Here is a 25918-nt window from a genome sequence, read left to right as displayed (position 1 = left end):
TCTCATGCAAAAGCGCAAGAGGCTTTTTGCTCATCTGCTTTTCCTTTATAATGTGTTGAATCTCTTCAAATGAATTAACAAGGTTTCTAATGCCGCGAATTTGTTTTCTCGTTCCCCTTCTTTTATGCATTGTCTTTATCACATCAACAACTCAAGCATATACAATAACCAATCAAAAACTCACTGCCCTTGAAAAAGCGACATCCGCTTATAGTAAAGCACTTAAAAATGCCGATGCAAATGCCATCTTAAATGCTATTCCTCCCCAAATCATCAACCGTTTAACCGCCAAAAAAAATCTTAGTCAATCACAATTTCGACAAATCATGAAAAGCCAAATAGAACGGTTGGCAGAAAGTTACAAGATTGAAACGATCAACATTGACCAAAAACAAAAACGTGAAGGTACACTTGATAATGGCACCCCTTATTTTGTTATACCCGTGGAACTTGTAACCACAACAAATGCTGGAAAAAAGTGCTCTATTCACACTGAAATTATTGCCCTACTTCACGATAACCAATGGTATTTTATCCGCGGTAATGACGAAACGCTCTTAAACATAACCAATGAACTATTTCCTGGACTTGAAAAAGTAAAAATCAATCCTCAAAAAGTCACAAAAATACTCTGAGCGAAAAGAATGCACGTAAATAAAAGATTTACCCCTATAAGCAAGTTGTAACAATTGTAGCCGCAGCCTTAAATTCAACTTTTTTATGAGCACGACGCACCATTGTTTCTTTATCTATTCCCCATTGTTCCATCATCCAATCTTCATCTAAATGAGCAATAGACCAAGCATGATCAGCATCAATATTTCCCGCAGCAACAGCAAGAGCAATGAGAGCAGATCCCGTTAAGGTTGTCATCATATGAAGTGCAGCAAGCATATAAGGAGACTCAACGCTACGTAAATAATAACTCACAGCTTGAAGTGCTTCTGGTGATTGTTCCACATGCATCAGCCCTTCTGTCAAATAAAACCTTGAACCCAGTTTTTTTTCTGCCCAATCTAATAAAGGATCCCATTGTTCAGATTGTTTTTGCACCAGCTCTTTAGGTGTCTGTGCACGATAAAAGATCATATCACACGCAACGAAACGCAATAAATCTTCAAAAACAACCTGCATATCATCAGCAATACCATCAATAACAGTATTAACCAAACGCGTCATCGGCATTTTTACAGGATCAACAACGTGCTTTTGGCTCTCAAATTCTTGAGCAACGTATTCAGCAAACACTTCTGTTGGCACATGAAAACGACGCCTTGCAGGCGTTTTAACGGGACGTTCATCTAATAAGATAGTAAAACTCCCTTCCTCACAAGCAATCTTCACTTGTCTATAAAATCGTTTTGGGTGCGGCTGACATGAAAGATTTTGAATCTTTTGAACAGAACTCTTTTTATTCTTATTCAATGGCATATCAAAATGATCCAAAATCTCACGCATATTTGTTTACCTCTGATCTTTTCAAGAAAACGAATGTTTTATATACTTTAATAAAATTTAATCCGACCTTCCCATGCCTCAAAGAAGGAAAAAGACCTTGCCAATCCCAATCTGATTTAAGAGTTATATTTCATGTTTCTTTTACAAACAAGACAATGATAATATCTTTTCATATATTCAATACAGTCATGACTATAGAATAATTTTTAAAATATTATCTTAATTAAAAAGCTGAATATACTGAATTTGATGGTGAAGGTAATCATGATTTACCATTTTGCTTATTATCCACCTACAATAATGTTATCGATACGGACAGCTTCAAAAACAATTTTTGCAAAATATTAAAACAAAAAAGTTCATCATCAAAAAAATGATAGAGCAGTACGGTTTACGTGTCATTCACCTTCGCTTAACCATTCCAATAATTCTCTAACATATCCAATAAATACCCTGCATAGAATTTTTCCTGCTCAATTACTATCCTAAACGACGATGTTTTATGGCATAATAGGATAATGATAAGGCTAAATTATATCACAATTTTCTTTCATATATACATATATTTTGTAAATCACTAAATTATTTAACTTATTTTTATTGATATACTTCACATATTGCACTATATTAAATATATTCTTATACTTAAAAAGTATATAAGTCATACAATCTGAAAATAATACTTTTATCTATACACTTGTCCTTGCAGATACTAACTGCACAGCTGCAGCACAATAGTGGCTTGACAATCACAATCAAAATATTTCTTCCGCTGATTTAGAATCACGTATTATCTTATACGCAACTCTTAAAAGAGCCTTTAATGAACTTGCTCAGAAAAAGGATGGATATCTCTTAAGCTGTGCTGCTTACCCTGATTTGCATACACTCATATTTACCCGTTTAAGTAATATGCAATTATTTGACAGCTTTATCATGCCTACTCACTCTATGGTTTTAGCTAAACGCAATAACATTGATGAAATTAAAACCGTAGCGACTCATCCTGCCCCGCAATCTCTGGTAGCTCATCAATATGACAAAGTATTTGCCAACAGCAATGCTGATGCAGCCGTTCTTTGTAAGGCTGAAAAAGCCGATTCTTGTATCACAACATCGGTTGCGGCAAATCGCTATAGGCTGAGTATTGTCGAAAATTTTGGACAAGTGCCAATGGCCTTTTTGCTCCACTCACTAAAGTCAACTAATCATGAAAAAATCTGAAGCGCTTCTTTCCATTGTTAACTTGGTTGACAAATTCCGTATGCGCCAAGAACGAGATGGGAGCATTAAGGAACCAACTTCGGTAGATAGTAATATGATCAATGAATTGATTACTCTGCTGAACCACCATGCCAATATTCTTGACGGATTATCTCCAAAACTTTTAGCGACCATTTCTGATGATCTTCATCAGTGGATGATCAGCGGTTTAACGACCCCTCCTAAATTTGATAACACTTTGGCTGCTTTCAAAGCCCCATTACCAGATGCTCCCTTGTTTTTCTTGGCTCCAATGCGTGCAACAAATGGACCTGATCCAGAAGGATTCCGGCTGGAATTAGTTACAGGATATCGTCATGAAACGGACTATCTTGCTGACGCCTCAAAATATACAAATAATTATGTATCACCATTTCAATGTATAAAAATGGGAATAGCGTCAAGAGGTTTTTTAGAAGGCAATTGCATTGTTCTATTCCCAGAATCTGTAGCGACTGCTAAGAAAATTGATAAGCAAGCATTTGCTTTGTTTTTTTTCAGTAAATTCTTTGATATTTACAACAAGCAAACAATTGTGGAAGCTGAACGTTTACTCGGTCGAGATAGTAAATTTCTGTTCGGTCAATTGCATAGTCGTAACTTATCTAAAGAAGACATTTACGATGCTCGCTGTTTGTGGGGCTATTACCATGACTATGCACATCATACTGGACCGCGGCCATTAGATAAAAATCTGTATATAAAATTAAATTGGTTCACAGGTCTTCTAGAAGAAACTAAAGTTGATTTAATTACAGTGCGTATTATGCTACAAAATCATCCAAAATTTTGGAAAGAAATAACTGAATTTATCCTATTAGAACGCATATTCCGTTATCCAAAAGATTCTGATCAGCATATGACATTCGATGCTGGTACAGGGATCTTGCTTTTTGAAATGTTAACGCGGAACAAAGCATTGATTGAAACAAATCAAGGTTATCTTCAATTTGATTTGGAGCGTCTTGAAAAAGTAATAATATTGATGATAGCAGATATAGAAGCACTTGAAACATTAGATGATGACGCTTATTTGGCAGGAGCTAAGGATTATATCCAAAATAATCTTGGTAAGCCGCAAACTTCACAGTCACGATTTAATTTTTCAACATCATATTATGCACAGCGAGTGATTAGGGGATTAAATCATTGAGTTTTATAAAAGGACGGTTACTATTATTTACTTTTGCCATTCTAGCATTGTTTTCCATAAGTTGGTTATTATCTAAGAATTTGGTTAGCAATATACCCGTCATGCATGCGGTTGGACTTAGGTTGTTTGCCACCGCTGCCACCTTATGGCTGATTGCAGTATTTCGTGAGAAAGCTGTTTTCAGATCCCTACCATTGCTTTCCATGATACCTTCTTTTTTAATTCTATCAGTGTTAGGATTCTCGTTATATTTTGTATGCAGCTTTGGTGCATTAAAATCGCTCAAAGCCAGTGATTTAACTATGGCTCTCGCTACTATTCCAGGTATTACCTACATATTGGGTGCACTGACGAATAGCCTTACGTTCTCATGGTTAAAACTTATCGGTATGATAATTGTCAGTGTAGCAGCTATAGCATTTAATATAAACAGTGCAGAGGGTGGATATTACAGCCTAATAGGAATAGCTCTTGCCTTAACAGCAGCACTTTCTTACTCTGCTTATGGCTTATTGTCTAAACGTTATCTTGAAAATCTACCTTTGCTCACCTCACTGGCTTGGATCACGACAATTTCTGCAGCATCATTTATGCCATTATTTATTTTTGATCCTGCCCCACTCTTATATCTTAAGTTAGAAGACATACTTAGGATATTGATTTTAGGAGCTTTTTTATCATCACTAGGTTACGTATTGTACCAAAAAGTTTTAGCCGAAAGAGACGTATTATACACCAATACTATCGGCGTATTAGCTCCTTTTGCAGTCGTAGCATGTGAACGGATAATCGGTTCGAGCACTTCTCTAAGTGCTCTCAAAATAATTGCTATGATTGTAGTTGTTATAGGGATAATACTCTTAATTTATAGACGCGTCAAAAGTATCTGGATAGCAACTAAAACACCGTTCCAAAAATTCTAAATTATAAGGAAAAAATAAAATGAAAAAACTGGCGTTAGTATGTCAGCGTAATACAAAAATACCCTTTATATTTGAAGCTGCAAAAGCAGCTAACATCGAATTAATAATGATTTATGATATTGCTGAAAGTGCACCTATTCAGCTACCAGCGGCAGTAACCTCAACTTGGCAACTTCCTGTTTTTGATAATCCAGAGTTAGCCCTAGACGCTTTTGCAGCCGGAGTGAAAGAACGCAATATTGGTGGAGTTATGACCCTTTTCGAAAAAGCCATCCTATGGACAGCTTTAGCTGCAAAAAAAATCAATACTCCCAGTATTGAGCCAGAAGTAGCGGCATTAACCCGAAACAAATATCTAATGCGTCAAGCTTTTGCTAAAGCAGGGCTGAGAACACCAAGATTTTTTTATATAGATAATCCAGAAGATCTATCACAAGCTCATACTTTAGGCTGGCCGCTAGTCATTAAACCCGTTTCTGGAGCCGGTAGTATAGGCGTAATGTTAGCTAAAAATTCTGAAGAATTTCCTGATCTCATCAAAGCGGTATGGAATGTTCAGCATAAAGATATGGCACGTTTCAACGATAACAATAAATCTTTAGGTTTAGTAGTAGAACAGTATTTACCAGGAAAAGAGTTTGTTGTGGAATGCTTTGTCGATGCAGCAGGTGTGCATGTTCTAGCTATTGGAGACAAGGGACAGCCTGAAGGACCGTGGTTCGAAGAAACAATTTATCGTCAACGCCGTGATATAGATGATCCTTTAATTATTGCTTTATGTGAGGCTGCATGCTCTGGAGTTAAAGCTCTTGGTATAAACATGGGAGCTGCCCATGTAGAGCTACGCTTAGATGCTAATAACTTACCTTATGTAATTGAGATCGGCGCTCGTATAGGTGGGTCAGGTGTTTCCCATTTTATTGTGGAGCAAGGTACAGGGATTTCATTTGCAAAACTATGTATGAATGCCGCTTTAGCTGAACAAAACTTAGACCTTCCCGATATACTCCCAGCTGAAAAAGTGGCGGCAAATTACATTATTCCTCTTCGTGGTCATGGAAGGTTTTCCGGATTTTCAGGTCTAGATAAGGTTGCACAGCATCCACTAACTGCTAGAACTATCATTTTCTTTGAAACCGATCATATTTCACCACCTCCACCAGCATTCGGTGGATATCCTGGTTTTATTTTCTCTGTTCATGACTCAAACGAAGAAGCACGCAATTACCACAAATGGCTCGATGACACCTTAAGCATCATATGGAAACACCATGTTTATCAATAGTCCGATAAAGATATTTCTACTGACGCTCAACTTTGATATAAATCTTATCGATACAAATGAAGTCACAATGCGAATGCGATTGCCTAAAACTTTGCAAACATTTTCCCATTAAAGATGCATATTTCAAAAACCAAGAATTGAGGAAGATATGACCTACTTTTACACCCCATTTTAATAAAAGCTCTTCAATATTTCTATATTTGAAACAATAATGAAAACTTATAAACGACTTTTTTGATACGACCAATTTCTTCTCCCCATATCTCAAAGAAGAAAAGAAAGATCTTACCGCCTCCACTCTAATTTAAAAGTTATATTTCATATCTATTTCACAAATAAGACATGATCTTGTTCATATATTCAATACAGTCATTAGAACATTTTTTTTAAGGATTTATCCTTATAAGAACTAAAGATGTTGCATTTGATTTTAAAAGTATTCACGCTTTACCACTTTTCTCATTATCCACCTACAATAATGCGATTGATACAAACAGCTTCAAAAACGCTTTTTACAAAATTTTAAAGCATAAAAACACGAAACGATAGAGCTCTATATTTTTCAAATCCCCTCCTTTCCTTAACAGCAAAAGCTCTTAATCAGCAGGCCAATACTCCCTGCCTTTCATGATTGATATCAGCGACCTCAAATGACAGTACTTTACAGCATGATAGGATAATAATGCTACTATTTTAAAAAGCTGATGACGAATACATCCCCAATATTTATAGCCCAAATAACACAAATAGATTTACAGTCTCATTGTCAATTTTTTTTGAAGCATTTAAGCACCTTTATCAATCGGATAAAAAACACATCAACGTGATCCTTTGATACTTATTAAAACACATGATACCATTATTAAAAGAAGGGACTAAAATTCTGCACCATCAATGGTTTTAATCTCGACAATAAAACAAAACTTTAAAAATCACATTTATTATTTTTAAAACGATTTATTAAAAATGATAGCGCAAACCACCAGAAAAATGAACTCCAGAAAAACCAGCCTTGGTTAACCTATGCTGATAGCTAAGATCACTGTGAAGTGTAACTTTAGAAGAAAACTGCGCATTAATACCCAAACCTGTTTCTAAAGAAGAACCAAAAGAACCCAACTGGAAAACATCTTTAAAATGAACAAATTGTTTTTTACCAAAACGATTAGAAAGATGAATATTACCATAAAAACAAATGGTACGATCCTTTTCAGATGCTGAAAATGTTTTATTTAAACGCCCCCCAATACGCACCAACCATTGACCTATTTTTTTCATCTCAACATCAAATCCATCAATATCACGAAACTTATCAAATTGAAGATGTTGATAAATAAGCTGGAGTTGCGGATCAAAAATAAGATCTTCATATCCTGTCATAAACACTTTACCAGCAGAAAACGAAACGTTCAAAGGATTTGCTTTTAATGTCGCCGTTTTACCCCAAGCATGGGTAAGCACATCCCCTTTAAACAAACCATAAGATAAAAGACCATCTACATAAAAACCAGTGTTGTGTTTCACACTACCGTATGTCGTAAATGACCATTTATTAAACGTACTCTTTTGGCTTTGTTCCACGTTACGAGGTTGTAAGGAAAGCTTTCCATAGGTTCCCATAATCCCAAAAGATGTCATACTATATGCGCTCTCTATTGTTTTGAGCAAAATGTCTGTTTTTATAGCGTTATAATCAACATTACCATCGTACCCATATTTAAGTGTAGAAAGATCTGAGACATAACGATAACTCCCACCATAACCGTGGACAGATAAAGCAAAATTCCCTTCAACTTTTAATAATTTGCGAGGAATAGACTGCGTAACTTGCAATTCCTTTTGTTGATTACTGATATCCATGAGTCCAATATGAAACAAAGCATTTGGTAACAAAAGATAGGTTGGAACTTGTGGAACAACCTCTCTGACCTTTAACTCAGAATGAGGGATAACAGACACTCCCAAAGAAGGCTGAATATACTTACTTTCAAGGCGAAAATCCCAAAAATCTCCATTTCCTTCAACCAATCTTTGAGAAATTTGTGCATTTCCAAGCGTAGAATTTGGACCATAAGCATGAAGATAATATTGATAAGGCAACCCCTCTAATGCAATATAAGCACGATTTAACTGAAAAGAATCTTCTGCCGCTTTTCCAGAAACCTGAATAAGTGAAATACTATGAGCATTTTCACCGGTTGCTATCTCCCCCTGATTTCCTGCAACAAATTGCACATAAACTGTCGTTTTTCCAGAAACATCGCCATGTATCAAAAGCCGATCAGTCTTTTTATTATCGAGCAAACCCTCACTACTGAAATGTGTATTGAGATAAATATCTGCCCTATCTTGCGCACTATAAACTTCTTTTTCTCCCTTCCCAATATGAAGTGTCTGATACTCCTGAAACATTGGAGTCTCAAAAGCAATAAAACTATCAGAAATTTTTACAAATGAAATAAATGAATTTGTGCGGTTTGCAACTTGCGAATCTATCTCTCTTCTTTTTGTCAAAAACCATTTTGATCCCCCTGTCAAATAAAGCTCAGCAATAGAATTATCGGCAACACGAGTCCCTCCTATCAATGAAGAAGAATCAGCCAAAATCGCTACAGCCCCCCCCTTTTCAACTGTTAATAATAAGTCACCAAAAATTTTTGTACCTTCTGTTACTCCAATATAACTACGACTGTTATTACTATGAACAGCTGTCCCATCTGGAACCTCAAAAATCGTCCTTTTCAAAAAGACAAACCCCTGTTCATACGCATTATTTTCCCCATCCCTCTCAAAATACATACCATGTTTGTTACCTATTGCTTTAATTGTTGAATCTTCAATATTAACCCGCGAAATTAAAATATTTCCTTCCCTGCCATTATTGGACAGTGTATTAGAATCTTGTCCAACTGTTAAAACATGAACATCCGTAGAAATAATATTAGTATTTTTTAAATAAACAGAGCCCTGATGTTTTACATTGAAAACTGTATGTGCAATCTTTTTATTTGTATTTTCATTGTCTTCTGTTTTTTGATATTTTGAAGTAATGGTAACACCATCTAAAGTCGCACTCCCCCCTCTCCCCACATAAAGCGCAGCAGCATCATTCACATCAATAAATCCGCTTTTCATCTGAATACCCGCATCAGCCCTAACGAAAAGAGCACTCTCTTGACCGATACCCAAACCTTCCACTTTAATTTTTGTATTCGTTAACGTAACAGATGCTCCTCGCTTCTCTGCATAAGCTGCAATCTGAGAAGCCTCAATTGTTCCACGATTAACCTCAATCATTCCACTATCAGCTTTAAGACCTATTGACACATTTTTAAAAGCTGAATCACTCAAAACAATTCTTCCCCCTTGTGATACAGAAACACCATAAATATCTTCTATACCCGCAGTAGCTTCAACCTCTACACGCATTGCCTGAATAACTGTATTTGGCTCCTGCACTACTATAGCAGCAGGCAACATGAGAGAACTACCCTCCCCATTCTTTTCTTTAACAGGTACCGTGAACTTATATACTTTATCACTAATTGTATGCTTTACACCATCACTGCATTTATAAGGCAATTTGTTTTCGTCACATAACAGTGATACAAATGCATGAGAATGCGCCTCAATATTTATATTTAATAAAAAAGAAAAAATAGCTGCTGTAAAAACACACAAATACAAGTGATTGTTAGATACCTTGGTTATCATTGTTTTTCAAAACTTTCTTTTTTTCAACAAAACAAAAAATGCTGGCAAAAAATAAAACCACGAATTAAGCACAATAAGAATAAAACAAACAAAATTATTTTATTTTTTCTGATAAATTATAGCGTTTCATAATATGTTTTGTATTTTATGTAAAGAAAGAACAAAAAGTTTAAAAATACCATTTAGGATGACAATCTTTTTAAAGAGTACATCCCAAGAACCACTGAGAACTGCAATACGAAATGCAAAAAAACTAATCTCAAAAAAACGCGAAAAAATGCAAATTTTTAAGAGATATAATATTCAATTTATCTCACCACCGAAAAATAAAAATATAACAAAATGAGAATAATTTTTAAGATCTAAACAATCAAAACGTTTTAATAAAAACACGACATAATGAGATATAGTATATGAAAGCTATAACAGCATCATTTCTTCAACTACAACAAAAAAATAAAAAATCGCACACTAATGTATAAGCTAATGTACACAGTTTCTGTATTAAAAATGCTAGATATCTAATAAAAAATTTGAATAAATAAATGTAATACTTTATAAATATATTATCTCAAAAAAATATCATAAAATGAAAAGATCTTTATATCAAAATTACTTGTATAATACTTTAGATCTTTTGATAAAATCTAAAATACAGTAAAACACTCACCATCTTGAAATTAAAAAACACCAAAATAAAATTTCATCAAAATCAGTTTTATGAAAGCTATCTGTTTATTATCGTTAAAGAAGATATTTTAGAAAAGCTATTATTTACCATTCTTTATATTGAATAAATTTCTCTAAACAACAACTCACTATCCTCCGCTATCATCATCTGACAACAACACTATTGCTAATCTCGTAGCTGCTGAATATAATTATATTGGAGACAAAAGAGCCGTATTTCTCTCTTCTTCCGTTTAATATTTTCATTCAATTATTGCTTTAAAATGAATATTCTACTGTTGATAATCACTTGTGCAAAGCTTTTTTTATTTACTAGCGTTTTTTATTATTCATCAAGACGTAACATCTTTTTCGTCTAATTGGTTACACCAAAAATATCATTATCTATAGCCTGCTGATACCTTACTACCATTAAATTGGCTAAAAATGAATCACTTTGTGATACTGATAAAAAATAAATTCTCTTTGAATGTTACGATTTGTATCGATAACCTTCTTTAGTCATGCATTCATAAATTGCTGCAAACTCACTTGCACACAAATCCATATTTTCAGGAAAAGCGTAGATCGGCTGCCTGCCACATTTGAACAGTGCTTGTGAGATCGTAGATTTATTGACATTGGACTTTTCTCATAATGCCAAGATCGATTGGGGGAGATTTGCTAACACATCCAGCAGCGCTTAATAAAATTATAACACTCAATAATTTCAATATTTTTCATTTCCCCTCCTTCAATATTTACGATAGAAAGGCTGAAAAGCTTGCTAGTATTTTTTCGCATGCAATATGGCTAGTACATTAAAAAAGCAACCTCGCCCCCCCATGCGAGAAAAAGAACACGAGAATTATTGATTACAGAAACATCAACACCTAAGGTTGACATTCAGGTTGTTCTTTATGCTCTTTACAATGAGGACTATTCAAACGCCTCTCTACACTTCGCTGAGGAATAACTGCATCAGGCTGACAAATTGGAAGATGTTCATATTTCTCACACCACTTCACCCTTCCCAATTTATCTCGGAAACCTGCTTGGATCATACATGCATTCTCTGCCTCCTCAGCATTGAATTTCTCATCCATACTTGTTTCTGTATCAAGACGACCATCAAAATGCTGCACTCCGCATTCCAACAGAGCTTTTTTGATCTCAAGCTGATCTGCGCCGGGCTTTTCCCATGCATCTACGGCTGTTCGAGAAGGCTGCTCTTCGTAACATCCAGCCATAACAAATAAAGTTATCCCGCTTAATAATTTTAAAATATGCTTCATTTTCCTATCCTTGAGTAATTTTGATATTACGAAACAATCTATAAATTATTTTACATGCTGTTTTTTTATTTCCAAAACAATGATGGATATTATCAACCTTTATTATTTTTACCTTTCCGAAGATTATACCATTATTGTTATATCAAAAATACGGTAAAATTATTACTAAAATCATATTCTATCAACAGCATACCTATAATTATTATCAATATTTTGATTACAACAAAAATAGATATTTTTATATTATTGCGCCTACAGTTGTAGTACCCATAAATAAATAGCATTGAAATGGTGAATTAAGTCCCCCCCCCGCACAGGCATGAGAAACATGAAGGTAGTGATTGTTGATCATCACCAGCAAAAATTAAGGCTGGCATTCAGGTGCGGTTTTATATTTTTTACAAAACGAGCTGTTCAAACGCTTCTTGACACTTCGTTGCGGGATAACAGCACTAGGACGACAAATGGGGAGGTTTTCATCTTTATTAAGTATAACACCAATATAGTCCTCCCCATTTGTAGTGGAATTTTGCTTGGATCATGCAAGAATCAATGGAAGCCTCTGCATTGAGGCTTAACTTTTTATTTTCTGGAAAGACATCATACGAGGTTGGCATGCCACATTCTAACAGTGCTTTTCCTACCTCAGTAAAGTCTGCTCCAAGCTTCTCCCAAGCACTCAAAACTCCTAGTGGGGCTTGTAGATGTTATATCCAGCGACCTTTAACAGAATGAGACCACTTAATAATTTTAAGTTTTGTTTCATTTTTTTCTCCATAAATAACCTAAACCTAAATTATCTAAAATCGAATAAATTGGCATAATATGAAGCGTTCCATACTACCTTGCACACGTATAAGGCGCATGACTATAACAATTCTAGGATCATAGCCCGCCTAGCGCTCTCCCCTCCTTTCGCATGGGAATTGCTGGTGGAAATAATACATAAGGGAACTCCGAGGGTACCTTATAAAAAGTAGGTGGATTGTGACCAAATCCTATACCAATGGGGTTAAGTAAATGATTTTGTAGGTAGACATGATCTTTTTCGCCATCATTTACGACATATAATGGATTCGCTATCGGTAGAGCCTTATCAGCTGTTCCAAAAAGATAGATATCTGTTTTCTTTGCTATATTGTGAATGCCACGCTTTTTAAAGTCACGCAATCCTTTACCTACTGTTATGGCACCTGGAGCTATGTGCACGAACAATCGCTGCTCTATTGCCATTTAGTCCGCCAATCAAACCATTGCCGATTTTGTGTTTCACATCCCCATGAGCAAAACGTTTTGCTACATCTCTTGTATCTTTTATGGTACCAAGAATGCCCACATTGACAGATCCTGTCACACCAGCAAAGGACTTTTCAGGCATCTCTTGTGTCTTAGAGATATCATAGTTTTCCGAAAGCGTGATATTATTGCCAGCATCGACGTTGACATCACACTCTGCCGAAACATTTGTCGGCTTTCATGTTTACATCATGATCAGCAGTAATCCGCACATCTCCGCGCACTTTGAAATAGGATTGAACGGAGGTATTTTCCTATTGATCGCCATTGTCTTTCACACTCGTAACCCCAAACACCAATAGAAGCACCGTTGCTCTTTTCAAACTGAAAGCCAAAGCCTGTGCGCTCTTCCTGTGTACTCGAACTATGATTATTGTGACCCACAAACACATTGACATCATGCGCTGCCGAAAGGTTAATACCCTTCCCTGCAAGATCAGAGTCTACTACGCTCACATCTTTTTTCTTGAGCGTAATGTTGATATTACAGTTAACATTGAGAGAAGAGCCTTGATGTTCAAAACTCTCTTTATTTTTTGTCTTTGTTTCGCTCCCGTATATCGAAACAAAATTTTTGCCTGAACCCACATCAAAACCTGTTGCATGCGTCTGTAAATGGCTGCTATGATGGTCTATCATGCCAACAATCGTCACACTTTCTCCCATTACATTGATATCTTGACCGGAAATCAGATGAGAAACAATAATCATAGCATCTCCGTGTAAATCCGTATCAATTTTGCCCGTTGCCTCAAGGATAGAGGAAATCGTTGTGATATGCGTTTCAGAGCTATTGGAAGATTTCTCGTGTAAAAAGCCACTTTCCGATGATTTTTTTGCTGATCGTAGTGTTCTTGAGCACCTTTTATAATAATATTGAATAATTTTGCACCACAATACAGTTGCGGAGTGCATTTTGTCCTTCTCCACTTGTGATAAAAATTACTCCCGTATCAATTTTATAAAAAATAAGTTTGATCCTTGCTCTTTTGCTCGCAATAACAACAAGAATCGTAAAACTATCACACGTTCATTGTTCTCTTTAATTTACTCTTCTTAATTTACTCTTCTATGAAATTTTATTGTGATACCTTGCTGCTCTTTATTGAAGTTTTTGCAAACACAATGATACAATGCCTCCAATGACTTTATTATCCACTATTTTCTACCAACGCCAATCCTCTTTGAGAAAAAAATAATAGAAATAAAAAACTTCTCCCCTTTACCCCATAACAACCAAAATATCCTTTTAAAGGACACAGAAGACTCCAACCCTTTTTTTCAAGAGAATACATCAAGAACTTTATCTTCGCTTCTAAAAGCAATAGTAGTTCCTTAAACAACAAAATTTAAACAACCAATTTTTTAAAGAGCTTATAAAACAATAAAAATAATTCTTACAATAACTTATCTTGTAAAACAGAAATCCATTAATGCGTTTGAAAAAAGATATCTGCCTATAATCTTGTCTCTAGTAAAATCCATTTGCGTTGTTAGGCATTTTAACATGAAAGACTTATATTGATTGCAGAGCTCACCATCAAAAAACGCCTAATATTTATATGATTTGGTCATTACCATAAGCAATGGCTCACAAAAACTCCCAAAGTAAAATAATAACGAGCAGATTTTCTTCAATCTAGATTATACTAATCTTTAGAGAATAACAATCAAACAACTCTTCTCCTGATAACATCAGCTATTTGTTTTGAGTTTAATCTCTATTCACATTTTATTGCAGTTTCTTTTGCTTAAAATTATAAAGTTTAAGTGCATAAAAACAAATAACAAGCCAAGCAATCCAACTAAAACCTATAATTAAAACTGGTCGTGTCTCATCAAAATACCATAAGAGAATAAAAATAAAAACCATAAATAAAATAGAAAAAATCGATCCTATTGGCCAAAATGGAATTGGAAATTTTAAACTATTCTGTGCTTCTTTAGGCATCTTAATTCGCATAAAAACTTGTGAAAGTAGAATCATCATCCACACAAAAACTGTCGCGAATGTTGCCATTGCAGCAATAAGAAAAAAAAGCTTTTCATGGTAAAAATAATTAAGGACAGCACCAAGAAGAAAAATACCGAAGATCATCAAAATAACAAAAATTGGTATACCATTTTTTGATAAATATTGAAACTTCTTTAAAGCATAACCTTCCTGCGATAAACCATGTATCATGCGACAAGCACCATACATTCCACTATTCATTGCAGAAATAGCCGCTGTAACAACAACAATATTTAAGATATTTGCCGCATATGAAATCCCAAGATTTTCAAAAATGGATACAAAAGGGCTGTCCATAAGACCAATCTCATTCCAAGGATAAAGTGACATTAAAATAGCTAACGTCATGATATAAAAAAGCAAAATACGAACTGGAGTAGAATTAATTGCCTTTGAAATTGTTTGATGAGGGTTTTGAACTTCCATGACTGCCATCCCAATGATTTCTATACCACCAAAAGCAAAGACAACAACACTAAAGCAAGCTAAAAAACCAAACCAACCATTAGGAAAAATACCACCATTCTTCCATAAATTATGAACAGTAACAGTAGAAGAAACTGCACTTTCACCCCAACCACAAAAAATAATTACTATTCCTAAAATAATCATTGCAATGATAGCAATAACTTTAATAGAAGACAGCCAAAACTCTAGTTCACCATATACTTCTACGGCAGCTAAATTAATACCCGTGATAATTAACGTAATACTAAATGCCCATACCCAAGGAGCAACATCAGGATACCAAAAACCCATATAAGTCGCAAAAGCTGTAATATCAGCCAAACCAACAAGAATCATTTCAAATACATATGTCCATCCCGTTAAAAAACCTGCTAATGGCGATATGTAATTTGCTGCATAACGTGCAAAAGAACCAGGCAATGGATTATGAATAATCATCTCTCCTAAAGCCCGCATAACCATAAAAATAGCTAAACCAGCAATACAATAGGCAATCAAAACACTTGGACCCGCAAGCTTAATTGCCTGTGCAGACCCATAAAAAAGACCTGTTCCAATAGCAGAGCCAAGAGCTAAAAAAATAACTTGGCGCTTACTCATACCTCGTTTCAGTTCATTTCGTGCCATTACTTTCCTTCTTTATTGAAATGTTGACGAAAATCCACACCACAATAACAGCTTTATGATAAATAAAGCCTCATGTTTCTCTTTCGAAGATATACTTTAAAAGCATTCAACAATAGCCTTCCAGGTGCTTTATCCTAGGCAATGAAAAATACTTTTATTGCGAATGATTCAGCTTTTTATAGCCTAAGTTTTGTATCATTTTATTGAAATTACGTGATAATAAAATTTTTTATAATTGTCATTTAACTCATTTTTATATTTTCTATTTTTCTGCAGAAAATGTGGGATTGAATGCAAGATAATGTAAACATTTTTATTCATAAGGATAATTTATTGTTTTATATATTGAATTGGCTCCTCAATATCATAAGATTTTCTCTTTTCCAAACCTGTTCATATTGAAGCAATCAAAACTTTTCGTTTACACATTCTAAGCGAGATTGACGTGTGAATAAAAAACACATAAAGAAAGAAATAAAAATGCCTTTTAATAAACTGTCTCAAGTACAAAAAGCTGTCGAAACTCGGAAAATAGATTATCTGATAGTATCAACTCGTATCTTCGTAACATAAAAAATAATGATGCACTATTAATCTTATACTTTTCACGAGAGTTTTTAGATTATACCAGTCACGGATGCAACCCTGACATGTAAGCTTAAGTATTGAGGAAATATTTTCTTAAAACAAACCCGTGTACGCAAAAAACAACACTGTTTTACATGAGAGGCATAAGCTTCCATTCATCATATGTGTTTTTCAAGGCTATAAATAAAAACCTTAAATTGATATCATCGTATTCAAGAGAAACATGCGTTAAACTTTCTATTAATACCGTATAAACCTTCTATACTTTTTAGTTTGTCACATCATCATAAATTGCATTCAACACCACGTGCACTCATTTTTAAAACCAATTGATATAGCTTAATCAATGATAAAGTGAATCTCGCCATTCCTCAAAGGCGTGAGAAATTTTAGCCCCAGCCCATCTTTTAAAAACTCCAGCCGCTTTAAATACAAGCTTTCCAAGCAAAAGAGCAACTGCGGCAAATATCATCTTTTCAACCTTTGGTCCAACAAGAGAGCGACTATTATTTCCACTTCTTTGATCTGAAACATTCATGATAGCTCCTCTTGTTACCTGAACAAAAATATCTTTCTCCTGTACCCATATAGCAATAAAACCACCCTGTTGAGATCTTCCTCTCCAAAAATTCGCGTGAGCCTCCACAATTTGCGAAAAACAAACAATGATTGCCATTAAAATACATAATAGACGATTTTTAGACATTTATTTTCCCTTTCTCGTGATTTAAAAGTACAAAAATTATAAACTATCTTTTAAAAAGAGAAATACTCAATAGAAATATTAATTTTAGTAAGTAATAATAAATATAATACACTCATTCATAAACTTATCTAAATTAGTTTATATCAAAAGATAAGCGTATTAAAGAGATAATTGTGAATAAACACAATACATAACAGCCAATAAATGGAAAAATATTTATTAATTATTATAAAGATATATTCATCATCTCTCCAATTTTTGTATAAAGAAATCTCATAATTAGGTCTCTCCTTCTCTTTTGAACTCAAAAATAAATATTATTTGGGTTCTAGTGAAGGAAAAATTGTTTCTGGTAAAATAGATAATAAGTGCCCTTCACGCACAAGTATATGTGCTTGATGAAGATCTGGAGCCAGATAGCGATCTTCCTTAAGAGAAGCAACATTTCTGCGTAAACATTCCATAACAGATTGCAAAAAAGCACTTGTTTTTAAAGGTGCACGATATTCAATTCCCTGTGCTGCAACAAGCGTTTCAATGCCAATAAGTGTAAAAAGATTTTCGCTCATTACCAATAACCGACGAGCTCCATGGCAAGCCATTGAAACATGATCTTCTTGATTAGCTGAAGTTGGTGTTGAATCAACGGAAGCAGGATGAGCCATTTGCTTATTTTCAGACATTAAAGCTGCTGCTGTTACTTCAGCAATCATAAAACCTGAATTAAGACCTGCATTATACGCTAAAAAAGCTGGAAGTCCATAAGAAACTGCTGGATCAACCATCAAAGCAATACGCCGTTGAGAAATAGATCCTATTTCACATAAAGCAAGAGCAATCTGATCAGCAGCAAACGCTACAGGCTCAGCATGAAAATTCCCACCTGATACAACTTCACCATTCCTTAAAATCAATGGATTATCTGTAACAGCATTTGCTTCAATAATCAGTGTTTTTGCTGCTGCTAGCAAAATATCAAAACATGCCCCCATGACCTGTGGCTGGCAACGTATACAATAAGGATCTTGTACACGCTCATCACCACGTAAATGTGCTGCACGAATTTCTGAATCCTCTACAAGCTTTTCTAATGTTTTCGATACAGCAATCTGCCCATGATGTCCTCGTAAAATATGGATATCAGGATGAAATGGCGCCGTTGATCCCATAATGGCATCTGTCGTCAAAGCTCCTGCCAGCAATCCACCACACAATGCCCGATAAGCTCGAAAAAGACCGGCAAGTGCAAGAGCTGTTGATGTTTGCGTCCCATTAATAAGAGCTAGACCTTCCTTTGCCTCTAAAATAATAGGGGACAATCCCGCTTTCTCTAATGCAACCGCTCCACTCATACGAATATTTTGAAAAAATGCTTCTCCTTCTCCCATCATAACAGCCGCCATGTGAGCAAGTGGAGCTAGATCACCTGAAGCACCAACAGACCCTTTTTCAGGAATGATAGGAATGACACCCTTTGCAAGCATATTTTCCAGCAAATTTACCAATTCTAGACGAACTCCTGAAGCCCCTCTTCCTAAAGAGATAAGCTTTAAGCTCATTATCAAACGCACAATATTTTCAGCTAAAGGCTCTCCTACCCCACAACAATGGGACAAAATAAGATTTCTCTGTAAAACAGCGACATCGTCCGCATCAATTTTAATAGAAGCCAACTTCCCAAAACCAGTATTAATACCGTACACAGGCTCACTTCCAGCAGCAATTTCAGCAATGCGCTGAGCCCCTTTCTCGATAGCTAAATGCGTGTCATTATGAAGTTTACTCACTTCACCATTAAAATAAATAGCTTCAAGTTCACTAAGCGTCACCTCGCTCGGTTTTAGTATAATAGTCATAATTTACTTTCTTTTTTAATCAAAGTATAATGTTTAGCATTATTGATCCTCCTATAAAACAAAAAAACTATAACGACTCTTTAAAACAAGAATGCTTTCTTAAAGGCATTCCTTACAATGGAGCCATTATCCAAAAGTAGAATAGTTGACGATAAATGAAAATGAAATATTGACAAGCACAACCAAGGTCATGGATTTCAAAAATAGATAACGCATTAATTTATAATCATAATCTAGCATTATTCATATTGAATGAGAAAGCCGAACATCTTAAGATTCTCCCATTCTAAATCCGTGTACGTTGAATCAGTCAAAACCATTCGCTTGCACGTCATAAGCGAGATTGGCGTATGGATAAGACTGTACAAAAAAGAACTAAAAACTCCTCTTATGAACCGTCTCAAAGGCTGTCGCAACATTGGGAGATGATAAAGTGTGTGATGGTGCAGGCTTATTCTTGTGTATGAAGCGTAAAGGGAGGACTCAATGAATTTATCATATGGATATATCATTAAGCTATTCCTACTAAACTTATAAAAATCTTAGATAGATAGCTGCCACAATCTATCATGATTGCAAAAATTAAACTCTATAGAAAATTAAAAAACTTATTTACACATCACAACATAGAAGAAATTAAGCTTATTTACCACTTCTTTGCCACTTCTAAAATTGTATTTAAAGCGCCATATTGAAACCTGAAAAGCACATCTTCAATAAAACCACACAAGGCTCGAGCTAACCCGTTATTTAAAATAAAAATAAGATGTAAGATGTAATAAGATGTCAATTTGAATGCTGAAGAAGAAAAAACTCTCCCTCCTCAAAATCTGCCTTAATAATGCGTTAATCTCCTGAATACCGCCTACTCTGATGTGCTAAAAGAGCAAAAGTAATCATCGATATCGGATTATCCTGCATACATATAGAGCTCACTTCGATACAAAAGCTCCAAATTACCTTGCACTTCATATTTCTTTATCAATGCAACCAATTGCCGCAAATATTCTTCCCCATAGCAAGCAATAGCGCGTTGCGCTTGCGTTGAAGAGCGGCTCATTCCAATAAAAGCTTCAGATGGGATCATCATCATCCAATTGTGCGTATGGAAAAAAATCTTTTCTGGATCTACCCCAAAGCCATCACTCATTTCCTGTAAAAAATCAAAATTACGATAATACCGAGAATAGTTCGGACTCATTTTCTCTAACAATGTCTCATAAGCCTCTAGAAATTCACTATGCTTGAAATCACGATTATTTTGAATAACAGCCATGACACCATTGACTCGAAGTTGATCTGAAACAGAACAAAGCAACTTAGGACGATCCGTCCACTGAAACGCTTGCGCTGCAATGACAAAATCGACCTCACCAATTTGAGGCAATAGGTCTTCGGCACGGCCCTGATACCACTGCACCGTAGGAAATTTTCTTCGCCCCTTCTTAATCATATCTGCCGATACATCGATAGCATGATATTGGTGCTCATTTCCTAAAAATTTAACAATTCCCTCTAATGCGATACCTGTCCCAGCCCCCACATCCACAATGGACAAATGCTTTTTGTTCTTAAAAGGATGGAGCATGGTTTTAAATAAAGTGAGAGGATAGCGAGGACGATAACGATCATAATCATTAGCCAATCCATCAAACTTTTCACTTTGCCGTTGAACACTTTCTATCACAGGATTTTCCCCTCTTTCACAATTACTACCATACATAATTAAAAACCCTTTTTTATCCGATGTATTAAGCATAACTTCTAAAGGAGGGAAAATAAGAACTGCCCTACCTTCTATCTTTCCATAAGATTGATGCTTAAATTTTTCCCTTTTTCAATTGTTATCTGCACGTTGTGAAACACAAAAAATACTACAAAAATATATAATTTTCTGTAATAATAATTGATATGAATATCATTGATCTTTTATAAGATGATCTCTATATTACCATTATTATTTTAATATCAACAAATCACTTAAGCGTGCCTAAAATGCATAGAGATGTCGGTTTATTGATAAATATACCTGTTTATAAAATTTAAAATACTTTCCACCAAAAAGATAAACCCTATATATTACATAAAATATCTGTGGAGGCATCTTTATGTTAAACGTACAAACTTCTTCAATGTTTAAAATATTAAAACAATTTTCAATCGTGATTTTTTTGGCATGGTTAGTCCCATTTTTAAGTGGGTGCGGATTTAATACGATACCAACAAATGAAGAAAAAGCACACGCAGCATGGAGTGAAGTGCTCAATCAATATCAACGTCGTACAGATCTCATCCCCAATCTTGTAGAAACAGTTAAAGCTTACGCAGCTCATGAACAAAGCGTTTTCACAAATGTAATTGAAGCACGTGCAAAAGCAACGCAAGTCAACATTAATGCAGATATGTTGAATAATCCAGAAGTTATGCAGCAATATCTCAAAAATCAAGCAAATTTATCAAGTGCACTTTCGCGGCTTATGGCTGTTGTCGAAAACTATCCGGATCTTAAAGCAAACCAGAACTTTCTTGCTCTTCAATCACAATTAGAAGGAACAGAAAACCGAATTTCCGTTGCACGCCGCGATTATATTGAAACAGTACGTGCCTACAATACTGCACTCAAAACAATGCCGACGATGATTTGGGCAAAGCTATGGTTTCGTGATGCTAAACCTATGCCTACTTTTACCATCGATACTGATAGCCAACAAACACCAAAGGTTAATTTTAATTAATGAAAATATTTCAACACTCTATACAACGTCGTACTTTTCTACGTTTATGGGTTCCTTTGAGTATTCTATATTTGATCATTGCATTGGGGAATGTCACTTACGCACACACTAAGTTTCCTCCCTTAACCGGCCATATCAACGATATGGCTCATTTACTTGATCATGCAACACAAAGAAATTTAACGGAAAAGCTAGCTACACTCGAAGAGAAAACAGGAGATCAAATCGTTCTTGTGACGCTCCCTACTCTTTCGGGCAATGATATAGAAACATACAGCAATTCTCTTTTTCGTACATGGAGATTAGGTCAAAAACAAATCAATAACGGCATATTAATCGTCATTGCACCAAATGAACGCAAAGCACGTATTGAGGTAGGCTACGGTCTGGAAGGAGAACTAACAGATGCCATTTCCTCTGTCATTATTAATAGCTTCATGATTCCTAATTTTAGTGAAGGAAATTATCAAAAAGGAATTGTCGAATCCGTTCACGCAATTATCAAAGTGATCACACAAAGTGATGCTGATTTTTCTTTTCGAATCAATCAAAAAGCTAAAGCTGTTGAAGAACAACGCAAACAAGCTGAAAAAGAAGAAATGATTATAAATACAATCACGTTTCTCATTCTCTTTATAGTCGTTGGTTTGCCCATTCTTGCTATGATTTTTGGTAAAAAAATAGGTCCACGAAAGTATCTTTGGCTGGGTATTGTCTTCACACCTTGGTTTTTAAACTTAAATGCGAGCGGTAGAGGTTCTGGTAGAATCTTTGGCGGACCTTCAGGGGGAGGAGGATTCAGAGGTGGTGGTGGATCATCAGGTGGTGGCGGTGCAACAGGAAGATGGTAAAACGAGCATAATGATTTTTTTAATAAAATTCATTGCACTTCTTATAAACTATCTCTTAATCCTGTTCTTTTTTTATTTTTCTGATTACAATACAAACTCAAACATCAAGATAAATATTACCAATGACATTTGAATTAAAACATACGGATCGTAATCACTTATCACATCATTTTAATGCAATTCTAGGAAATCCACCCGTTGAATGGAAGATAAGTAATCATCTAGTTGAGTATCCTGAAGCTCTGCGTTATATGCAAGAACGTGTAGAAAAAATTCTTGCAAAAACCGCGCATGAACAAGTTTGGCTTCTTGAACACCCTTCCCTTTATACAGCAGGGACGAGTGCAAATAAAAAAGATCTTTTGGCGCCTAATTTATTTCCTGTTTATGAAGCAGGACGTGGAGGTGAATTTACATATCACGGTCCAGGACAGCGTATTGCTTATATCATGCTTGATCTTAAACGCCGAAAACAAGACATTCGTGCTTTCATTAGTGCATTAGAAGAATGGATCATACAGATGCTTGCAAACTTTAATATTAAAGGCGAACGCAGAGAAGATCGCGTTGGTGTCTGGGTTAAACAGTCTCATTGCCCATCAAAACAAAATGATCTTTCTTCCGAAGATAAAATTGCAGCTATTGGCATTCGAGTGCGCAAATGGATAAGTTTTCATGGAGTTTCTATCAATGTTAATCCTAATTTAGCCCATTATTCAGGAATTGTTCCTTGTGGAATTACAAACCACGGTGTAACAAGCTTTCTTGATCTAGGTTACCCTGTAACAATGCATGATATTGATATTGCTCTCAAACACGCCTTTGAACAAATTTTCGGTCCAACAATTGATGTTTCCTAAGTGCATTGATTTTTAAATAAAAAACAGGCATAAAATTACTTTAATAAATATTTTATTTTATGAGGTAGATAGTTAAACGCTATGAGCGATAACAAAAAGGATCTTTTTAGTGTTTTAAATAAAGCCCAATCTCGGGTAAATACAAAAGAAAACACTCTGCAGTCTCCAATGAAATCAAAAGCGATGATTTCAAAAAAAAGTGCAAAAGATACGCAAGAAGATGACTATAATGCCCTCTCTATTCGAGTGCTTGAGGGTTTAGAGCCCGTACGTTTACGCCCTGGAATGTATATTGGTGGAACAGACAGTAAAGCGCTTCATCATTTATTTGCCGAAATTATTGATAACGCAATGGATGAAGCTGTTGCGGGTTATGCAGATTTTATTGAGGTCTCATTAGATAGGAACGGTTATATAACCGTTACAGATAATGGACGTGGTATTCCTGTCGAAAATCATCCTCAAATGCCTGAGAAATCTACTCTTGAAGTTATTATGACACAACTCCACTCAGGGGGAAAATTTGATGGAAAGGCTTATCAAACTGCGGGTGGGCTTCATGGAGTAGGAATTTCTGTTGTCAATGCTCTTTCTGATGATATGGAAGTTGAAGTTGCACGAGAACGAAAACTTTACCGCCAACGTTTCTCACGCGGTATTCCTCAATCTGGATTGGAAGATCTAGGAGATGTTTATAATCGTCGTGGTACGCGCGTTCGTTTTCATCCTGATCGTGAAATTTTTGGTGAAAAAGCAGCTTTTGATCCAGAAAAAATCTATAAGATGGCATGCTCCAAAGCTTATCTTTTTGGTGGCGTAAAAATTCGCTGGACTTGTGATCCCGTCATACTTGAAAGCGCAAAAAATATTCCTGAAAAAGCTGTTTTTCATTTTCCCAATGGGCTTAAAGACTATTTACTCTCGTCACTAAAAGATGAATATCGAGTAACATCAGAAGTTTTTTCTGGCAAAACACAACAAAATAATGGCCATGGCTCCGTTGAATGGGCTATTGCTTGGCATGGTGGTGATTCTTGTGTGCAATCTTACTGCAATACGATTCCTACAGGAGAAGGCGGAACACACGAAATAGGATTACGTCAAGCTCTTTTGCGTGGATTGAAATCCTACGCTGAGTTAATAGGAAACAAGCGCGCAACAATTATTACGTCTGACGATATTATGATTTCAACAGCCGCAATACTTTCAGTCTTTATCAGTAACCCTGAATTTGTTGGACAAACAAAAGATCGATTAGCAACCATTGAAGCACAGCGTATCGTTGAGAATGCAATCCGCGATCCTTTTGATCATTGGTTAGCAAATTCCCCGCAAGAAGCAACAAAACTTCTCGATTGGGTTATTGAACGTGCTGAAGAACGTGTTAAACGACGCCAAGATAGAGAAATAAGTCGAAAAACTGCTGTCCGTAAATTACGTCTGCCCGGTAAACTTGCAGATTGTAGCCAGAACCATGCTGTGGGTGCTGAACTATTCATTGTTGAAGGGGATTCTGCAGGAGGATCTGCTAAACAAGCAAGAAATAGAGCAAACCAAGCAATTTTACCTCTTCGTGGTAAAATCTTAAATGTCGCCAGTGCTGCACATGAAAAAATGAACTCAAGCCAAACAATTAGCGATCTTATCCTTGCTCTTGGATGTGGAACACGCTCCAAGTATCGTGAAAAAGATCTCAGATATGAACGTATTATCATCATGACAGATGCTGATGTTGATGGTGCTCATATTGCGTCACTGCTCATTACCTTCTTCTTTCAAGAAATGCCTGACCTTATTCATCAGGGACATTTATATCTCGCCGTCCCTCCCCTTTATAGAATATCGCAAGGAGGAAAAGTTGCTTATGCTCGTGACGACATTCACAAGGATGAATTACTCAAAACTGAATTTACTGGAAAAGCTAAAGTCGAAATCGGGCGTTTTAAAGGGCTGGGTGAAATGCGCGCGGAACAACTTAAAGAAACGACTATGCATCCTCAAAAACGTACATTGCTTCGTGTTTCTATTGATGCCGTGGAAATGCAAGAAACGAAAAAGACTGTAGAAAGTCTCATGGGAACAAAACCAGAAGCACGATTTCGTTTCATACAAGAAAATTCTACTTTTGCTTCTAATCTAGACATCTAATGTAAAAAA

The 25918-nt window shown here is 35.6% G+C and carries 17 protein-coding genes and 2 pseudogenes; 9 read left to right on the top strand and 10 right to left on the bottom strand.

Annotation, left to right across the window (positions count from 1 at the left end):
- Positions 1-89 precede the first annotated feature (89 nt).
- Positions 90-635, top strand: a complete 546-nt coding sequence (locus tag ACFIJ9_RS03970; protein ID WP_375635873.1) for a hypothetical protein — start codon at positions 90-92, stop codon at positions 633-635.
- Between the two features lie 34 nt (positions 636-669).
- On the opposite strand, the gene ACFIJ9_RS03965 is transcribed toward ACFIJ9_RS03970, so the two are convergent.
- Positions 670-1458, bottom strand: a complete 789-nt coding sequence (locus ACFIJ9_RS03965; RefSeq protein ID WP_375635872.1) for an ATP12 family chaperone protein — start codon at positions 1456-1458, stop codon at positions 670-672.
- A gap of 912 nt (positions 1459-2370) precedes the next feature.
- Between ACFIJ9_RS03965 and ACFIJ9_RS03960 the strand changes: the two genes are divergently transcribed.
- From ACFIJ9_RS03960 to ACFIJ9_RS03945, 4 genes are read left to right on the top strand one after another with little or no spacing between them, the layout of a single operon-like run.
- On the top strand, positions 2371-2682 hold the full coding sequence (locus ACFIJ9_RS03960; protein WP_375635871.1) for a prephenate dehydratase domain-containing protein: 312 nt from the start codon (positions 2371-2373) through the stop codon (positions 2680-2682).
- A complete protein-coding gene (locus ACFIJ9_RS03955) occupies positions 2669-3874 on the top strand; it encodes a DUF6421 family protein (protein WP_375635870.1) in 1206 nt (401 codons plus the stop codon). The genes ACFIJ9_RS03960 and ACFIJ9_RS03955 overlap by 14 nt, the downstream gene beginning before the upstream one ends.
- A complete protein-coding gene (locus ACFIJ9_RS03950) occupies positions 3871-4797 on the top strand; it encodes a DMT family transporter (protein WP_375635869.1) in 927 nt (308 codons plus the stop codon). The genes ACFIJ9_RS03955 and ACFIJ9_RS03950 overlap by 4 nt, the downstream gene beginning before the upstream one ends.
- A gap of 19 nt (positions 4798-4816) precedes the next feature.
- On the top strand, positions 4817-6082 hold the full coding sequence (locus ACFIJ9_RS03945; RefSeq protein ID WP_375635868.1) for an acetyl-CoA carboxylase biotin carboxylase subunit family protein: 1266 nt from the start codon (positions 4817-4819) through the stop codon (positions 6080-6082).
- Between the two features lie 960 nt (positions 6083-7042).
- Here ACFIJ9_RS03945 and ACFIJ9_RS03940 read toward each other — a convergent pair.
- The 9 genes and pseudogenes from ACFIJ9_RS03940 to ACFIJ9_RS03900 form a co-directional block, all read right to left on the bottom strand.
- Entirely contained in the window at positions 7043-9796 is a 2754-nt protein-coding gene (locus ACFIJ9_RS03940; protein WP_375635867.1) for an autotransporter outer membrane beta-barrel domain-containing protein, read from the bottom strand.
- Between the two features lie 1562 nt (positions 9797-11358).
- Positions 11359-11760, bottom strand: a complete 402-nt coding sequence (locus ACFIJ9_RS03935) for a hypothetical protein (RefSeq protein WP_015856534.1) — start codon at positions 11758-11760, stop codon at positions 11359-11361.
- A 364-nt stretch (positions 11761-12124) separates the two neighbouring features.
- Positions 12125-12526, bottom strand: a pseudogene (locus ACFIJ9_RS03930) (hypothetical protein).
- 119 nt (positions 12527-12645) lie between these two features.
- On the bottom strand, positions 12646-12969 hold the full coding sequence (locus tag ACFIJ9_RS03925) for a hypothetical protein (protein ID WP_375635866.1): 324 nt from the start codon (positions 12967-12969) through the stop codon (positions 12646-12648).
- A gap of 19 nt (positions 12970-12988) precedes the next feature.
- A pseudogene (locus ACFIJ9_RS03920) lies at positions 12989-13934 on the bottom strand (hemagglutinin repeat-containing protein); the annotation flags it as partial.
- An 854-nt stretch (positions 13935-14788) separates the two neighbouring features.
- Positions 14789-16165, bottom strand: a complete 1377-nt coding sequence (locus ACFIJ9_RS03915; protein WP_375635865.1) for an amino acid permease — start codon at positions 16163-16165, stop codon at positions 14789-14791.
- Positions 16166-17096: 931 nt separating this feature from the next.
- Entirely contained in the window at positions 17097-17459 is a 363-nt protein-coding gene (locus ACFIJ9_RS03910) for a hypothetical protein (RefSeq protein WP_375635864.1), read from the bottom strand.
- A gap of 317 nt (positions 17460-17776) precedes the next feature.
- A complete protein-coding gene (gene hutH / locus ACFIJ9_RS03905) occupies positions 17777-19315 on the bottom strand; it encodes a histidine ammonia-lyase (protein WP_375635863.1) in 1539 nt (512 codons plus the stop codon).
- 910 nt (positions 19316-20225) lie between these two features.
- Positions 20226-21038: a class I SAM-dependent methyltransferase gene (locus ACFIJ9_RS03900; protein ID WP_375635862.1), complete on the bottom strand. Its 813-nt coding sequence runs from the start codon at positions 21036-21038 to the stop codon at positions 20226-20228.
- A 385-nt stretch (positions 21039-21423) separates the two neighbouring features.
- Here ACFIJ9_RS03900 and ACFIJ9_RS03895 point away from each other — a divergent pair, with 385 nt between their 5' ends.
- From ACFIJ9_RS03895 to parE, 4 genes are all read left to right on the top strand, one after another.
- The gene (locus ACFIJ9_RS03895; protein ID WP_015856539.1) at positions 21424-22050 is read left to right on the top strand and encodes a LemA family protein; all 627 of its coding nucleotides are present in this window, start codon (positions 21424-21426) and stop codon (positions 22048-22050) included.
- A complete protein-coding gene (locus ACFIJ9_RS03890; RefSeq protein ID WP_375635861.1) occupies positions 22050-22901 on the top strand; it encodes a TPM domain-containing protein in 852 nt (283 codons plus the stop codon). Before ACFIJ9_RS03895 ends, ACFIJ9_RS03890 begins: the two co-directional genes overlap by 1 nt.
- A gap of 122 nt (positions 22902-23023) precedes the next feature.
- Positions 23024-23761 carry a lipoyl(octanoyl) transferase LipB gene (gene lipB / locus ACFIJ9_RS03885; protein ID WP_375635860.1) on the top strand — a complete coding sequence of 246 codons (738 nt, stop codon included), beginning with the start codon at positions 23024-23026 and terminating at the stop codon, positions 23759-23761.
- A gap of 81 nt (positions 23762-23842) precedes the next feature.
- Positions 23843-25909, top strand: coding sequence for a DNA topoisomerase IV subunit B (gene parE, locus ACFIJ9_RS03880; protein ID WP_375635859.1), 2067 nt, complete (start codon positions 23843-23845; stop codon positions 25907-25909).
- Positions 25910-25918 lie beyond the last annotated feature (9 nt).

Origin of the sequence: Bartonella sp. MR90HLJMH, from assembly GCF_042194115.1 — a bacterium.
Lineage (GTDB): Bacteria > Pseudomonadota > Alphaproteobacteria > Rhizobiales > Rhizobiaceae > Bartonella > Bartonella grahamii.
This window is presented reverse-complemented; position numbering and strand designations above follow the sequence as displayed.

What these genes read in the sequence shown, in the direction of transcription:
- ACFIJ9_RS03900 (WP_375635862.1), bottom strand. Translation starts at nt 21,038, where the DNA reads ATGTATGGTAGTAATTGTGAAAGAGGGGAAAATCCTGTGATAGAAAGT.
- ACFIJ9_RS03940 (WP_375635867.1), bottom strand. Translation starts at nt 9,796, where the DNA reads ATGATAACCAAGGTATCTAACAATCACTTGTATTTGTGTGTTTTTACA.
- ACFIJ9_RS03945 (WP_375635868.1), top strand. Translation starts at nt 4,817, where the DNA reads ATGAAAAAACTGGCGTTAGTATGTCAGCGTAATACAAAAATACCCTTT.
- lipB (WP_375635860.1), top strand. Translation starts at nt 23,024, where the DNA reads ATGACATTTGAATTAAAACATACGGATCGTAATCACTTATCACATCAT.
- parE (WP_375635859.1), top strand. Translation starts at nt 23,843, where the DNA reads ATGAGCGATAACAAAAAGGATCTTTTTAGTGTTTTAAATAAAGCCCAA.
- ACFIJ9_RS03965 (WP_375635872.1), bottom strand. Translation starts at nt 1,458, where the DNA reads ATGCGTGAGATTTTGGATCATTTTGATATGCCATTGAATAAGAATAAA.
- ACFIJ9_RS03890 (WP_375635861.1), top strand. Translation starts at nt 22,050, where the DNA reads ATGAAAATATTTCAACACTCTATACAACGTCGTACTTTTCTACGTTTA.
- ACFIJ9_RS03935 (WP_015856534.1), bottom strand. Translation starts at nt 11,760, where the DNA reads ATGAAGCATATTTTAAAATTATTAAGCGGGATAACTTTATTTGTTATG.
- ACFIJ9_RS03910 (WP_375635864.1), bottom strand. Translation starts at nt 17,459, where the DNA reads ATGTCTAAAAATCGTCTATTATGTATTTTAATGGCAATCATTGTTTGT.
- ACFIJ9_RS03970 (WP_375635873.1), top strand. Translation starts at nt 90, where the DNA reads ATGCCGCGAATTTGTTTTCTCGTTCCCCTTCTTTTATGCATTGTCTTT.
- ACFIJ9_RS03915 (WP_375635865.1), bottom strand. Translation starts at nt 16,165, where the DNA reads ATGGCACGAAATGAACTGAAACGAGGTATGAGTAAGCGCCAAGTTATT.
- hutH (WP_375635863.1), bottom strand. Translation starts at nt 19,315, where the DNA reads ATGACTATTATACTAAAACCGAGCGAGGTGACGCTTAGTGAACTTGAA.
- ACFIJ9_RS03895 (WP_015856539.1), top strand. Translation starts at nt 21,424, where the DNA reads ATGTTAAACGTACAAACTTCTTCAATGTTTAAAATATTAAAACAATTT.
- ACFIJ9_RS03955 (WP_375635870.1), top strand. Translation starts at nt 2,669, where the DNA reads ATGAAAAAATCTGAAGCGCTTCTTTCCATTGTTAACTTGGTTGACAAA.
- ACFIJ9_RS03960 (WP_375635871.1), top strand. Translation starts at nt 2,371, where the DNA reads ATGCAATTATTTGACAGCTTTATCATGCCTACTCACTCTATGGTTTTA.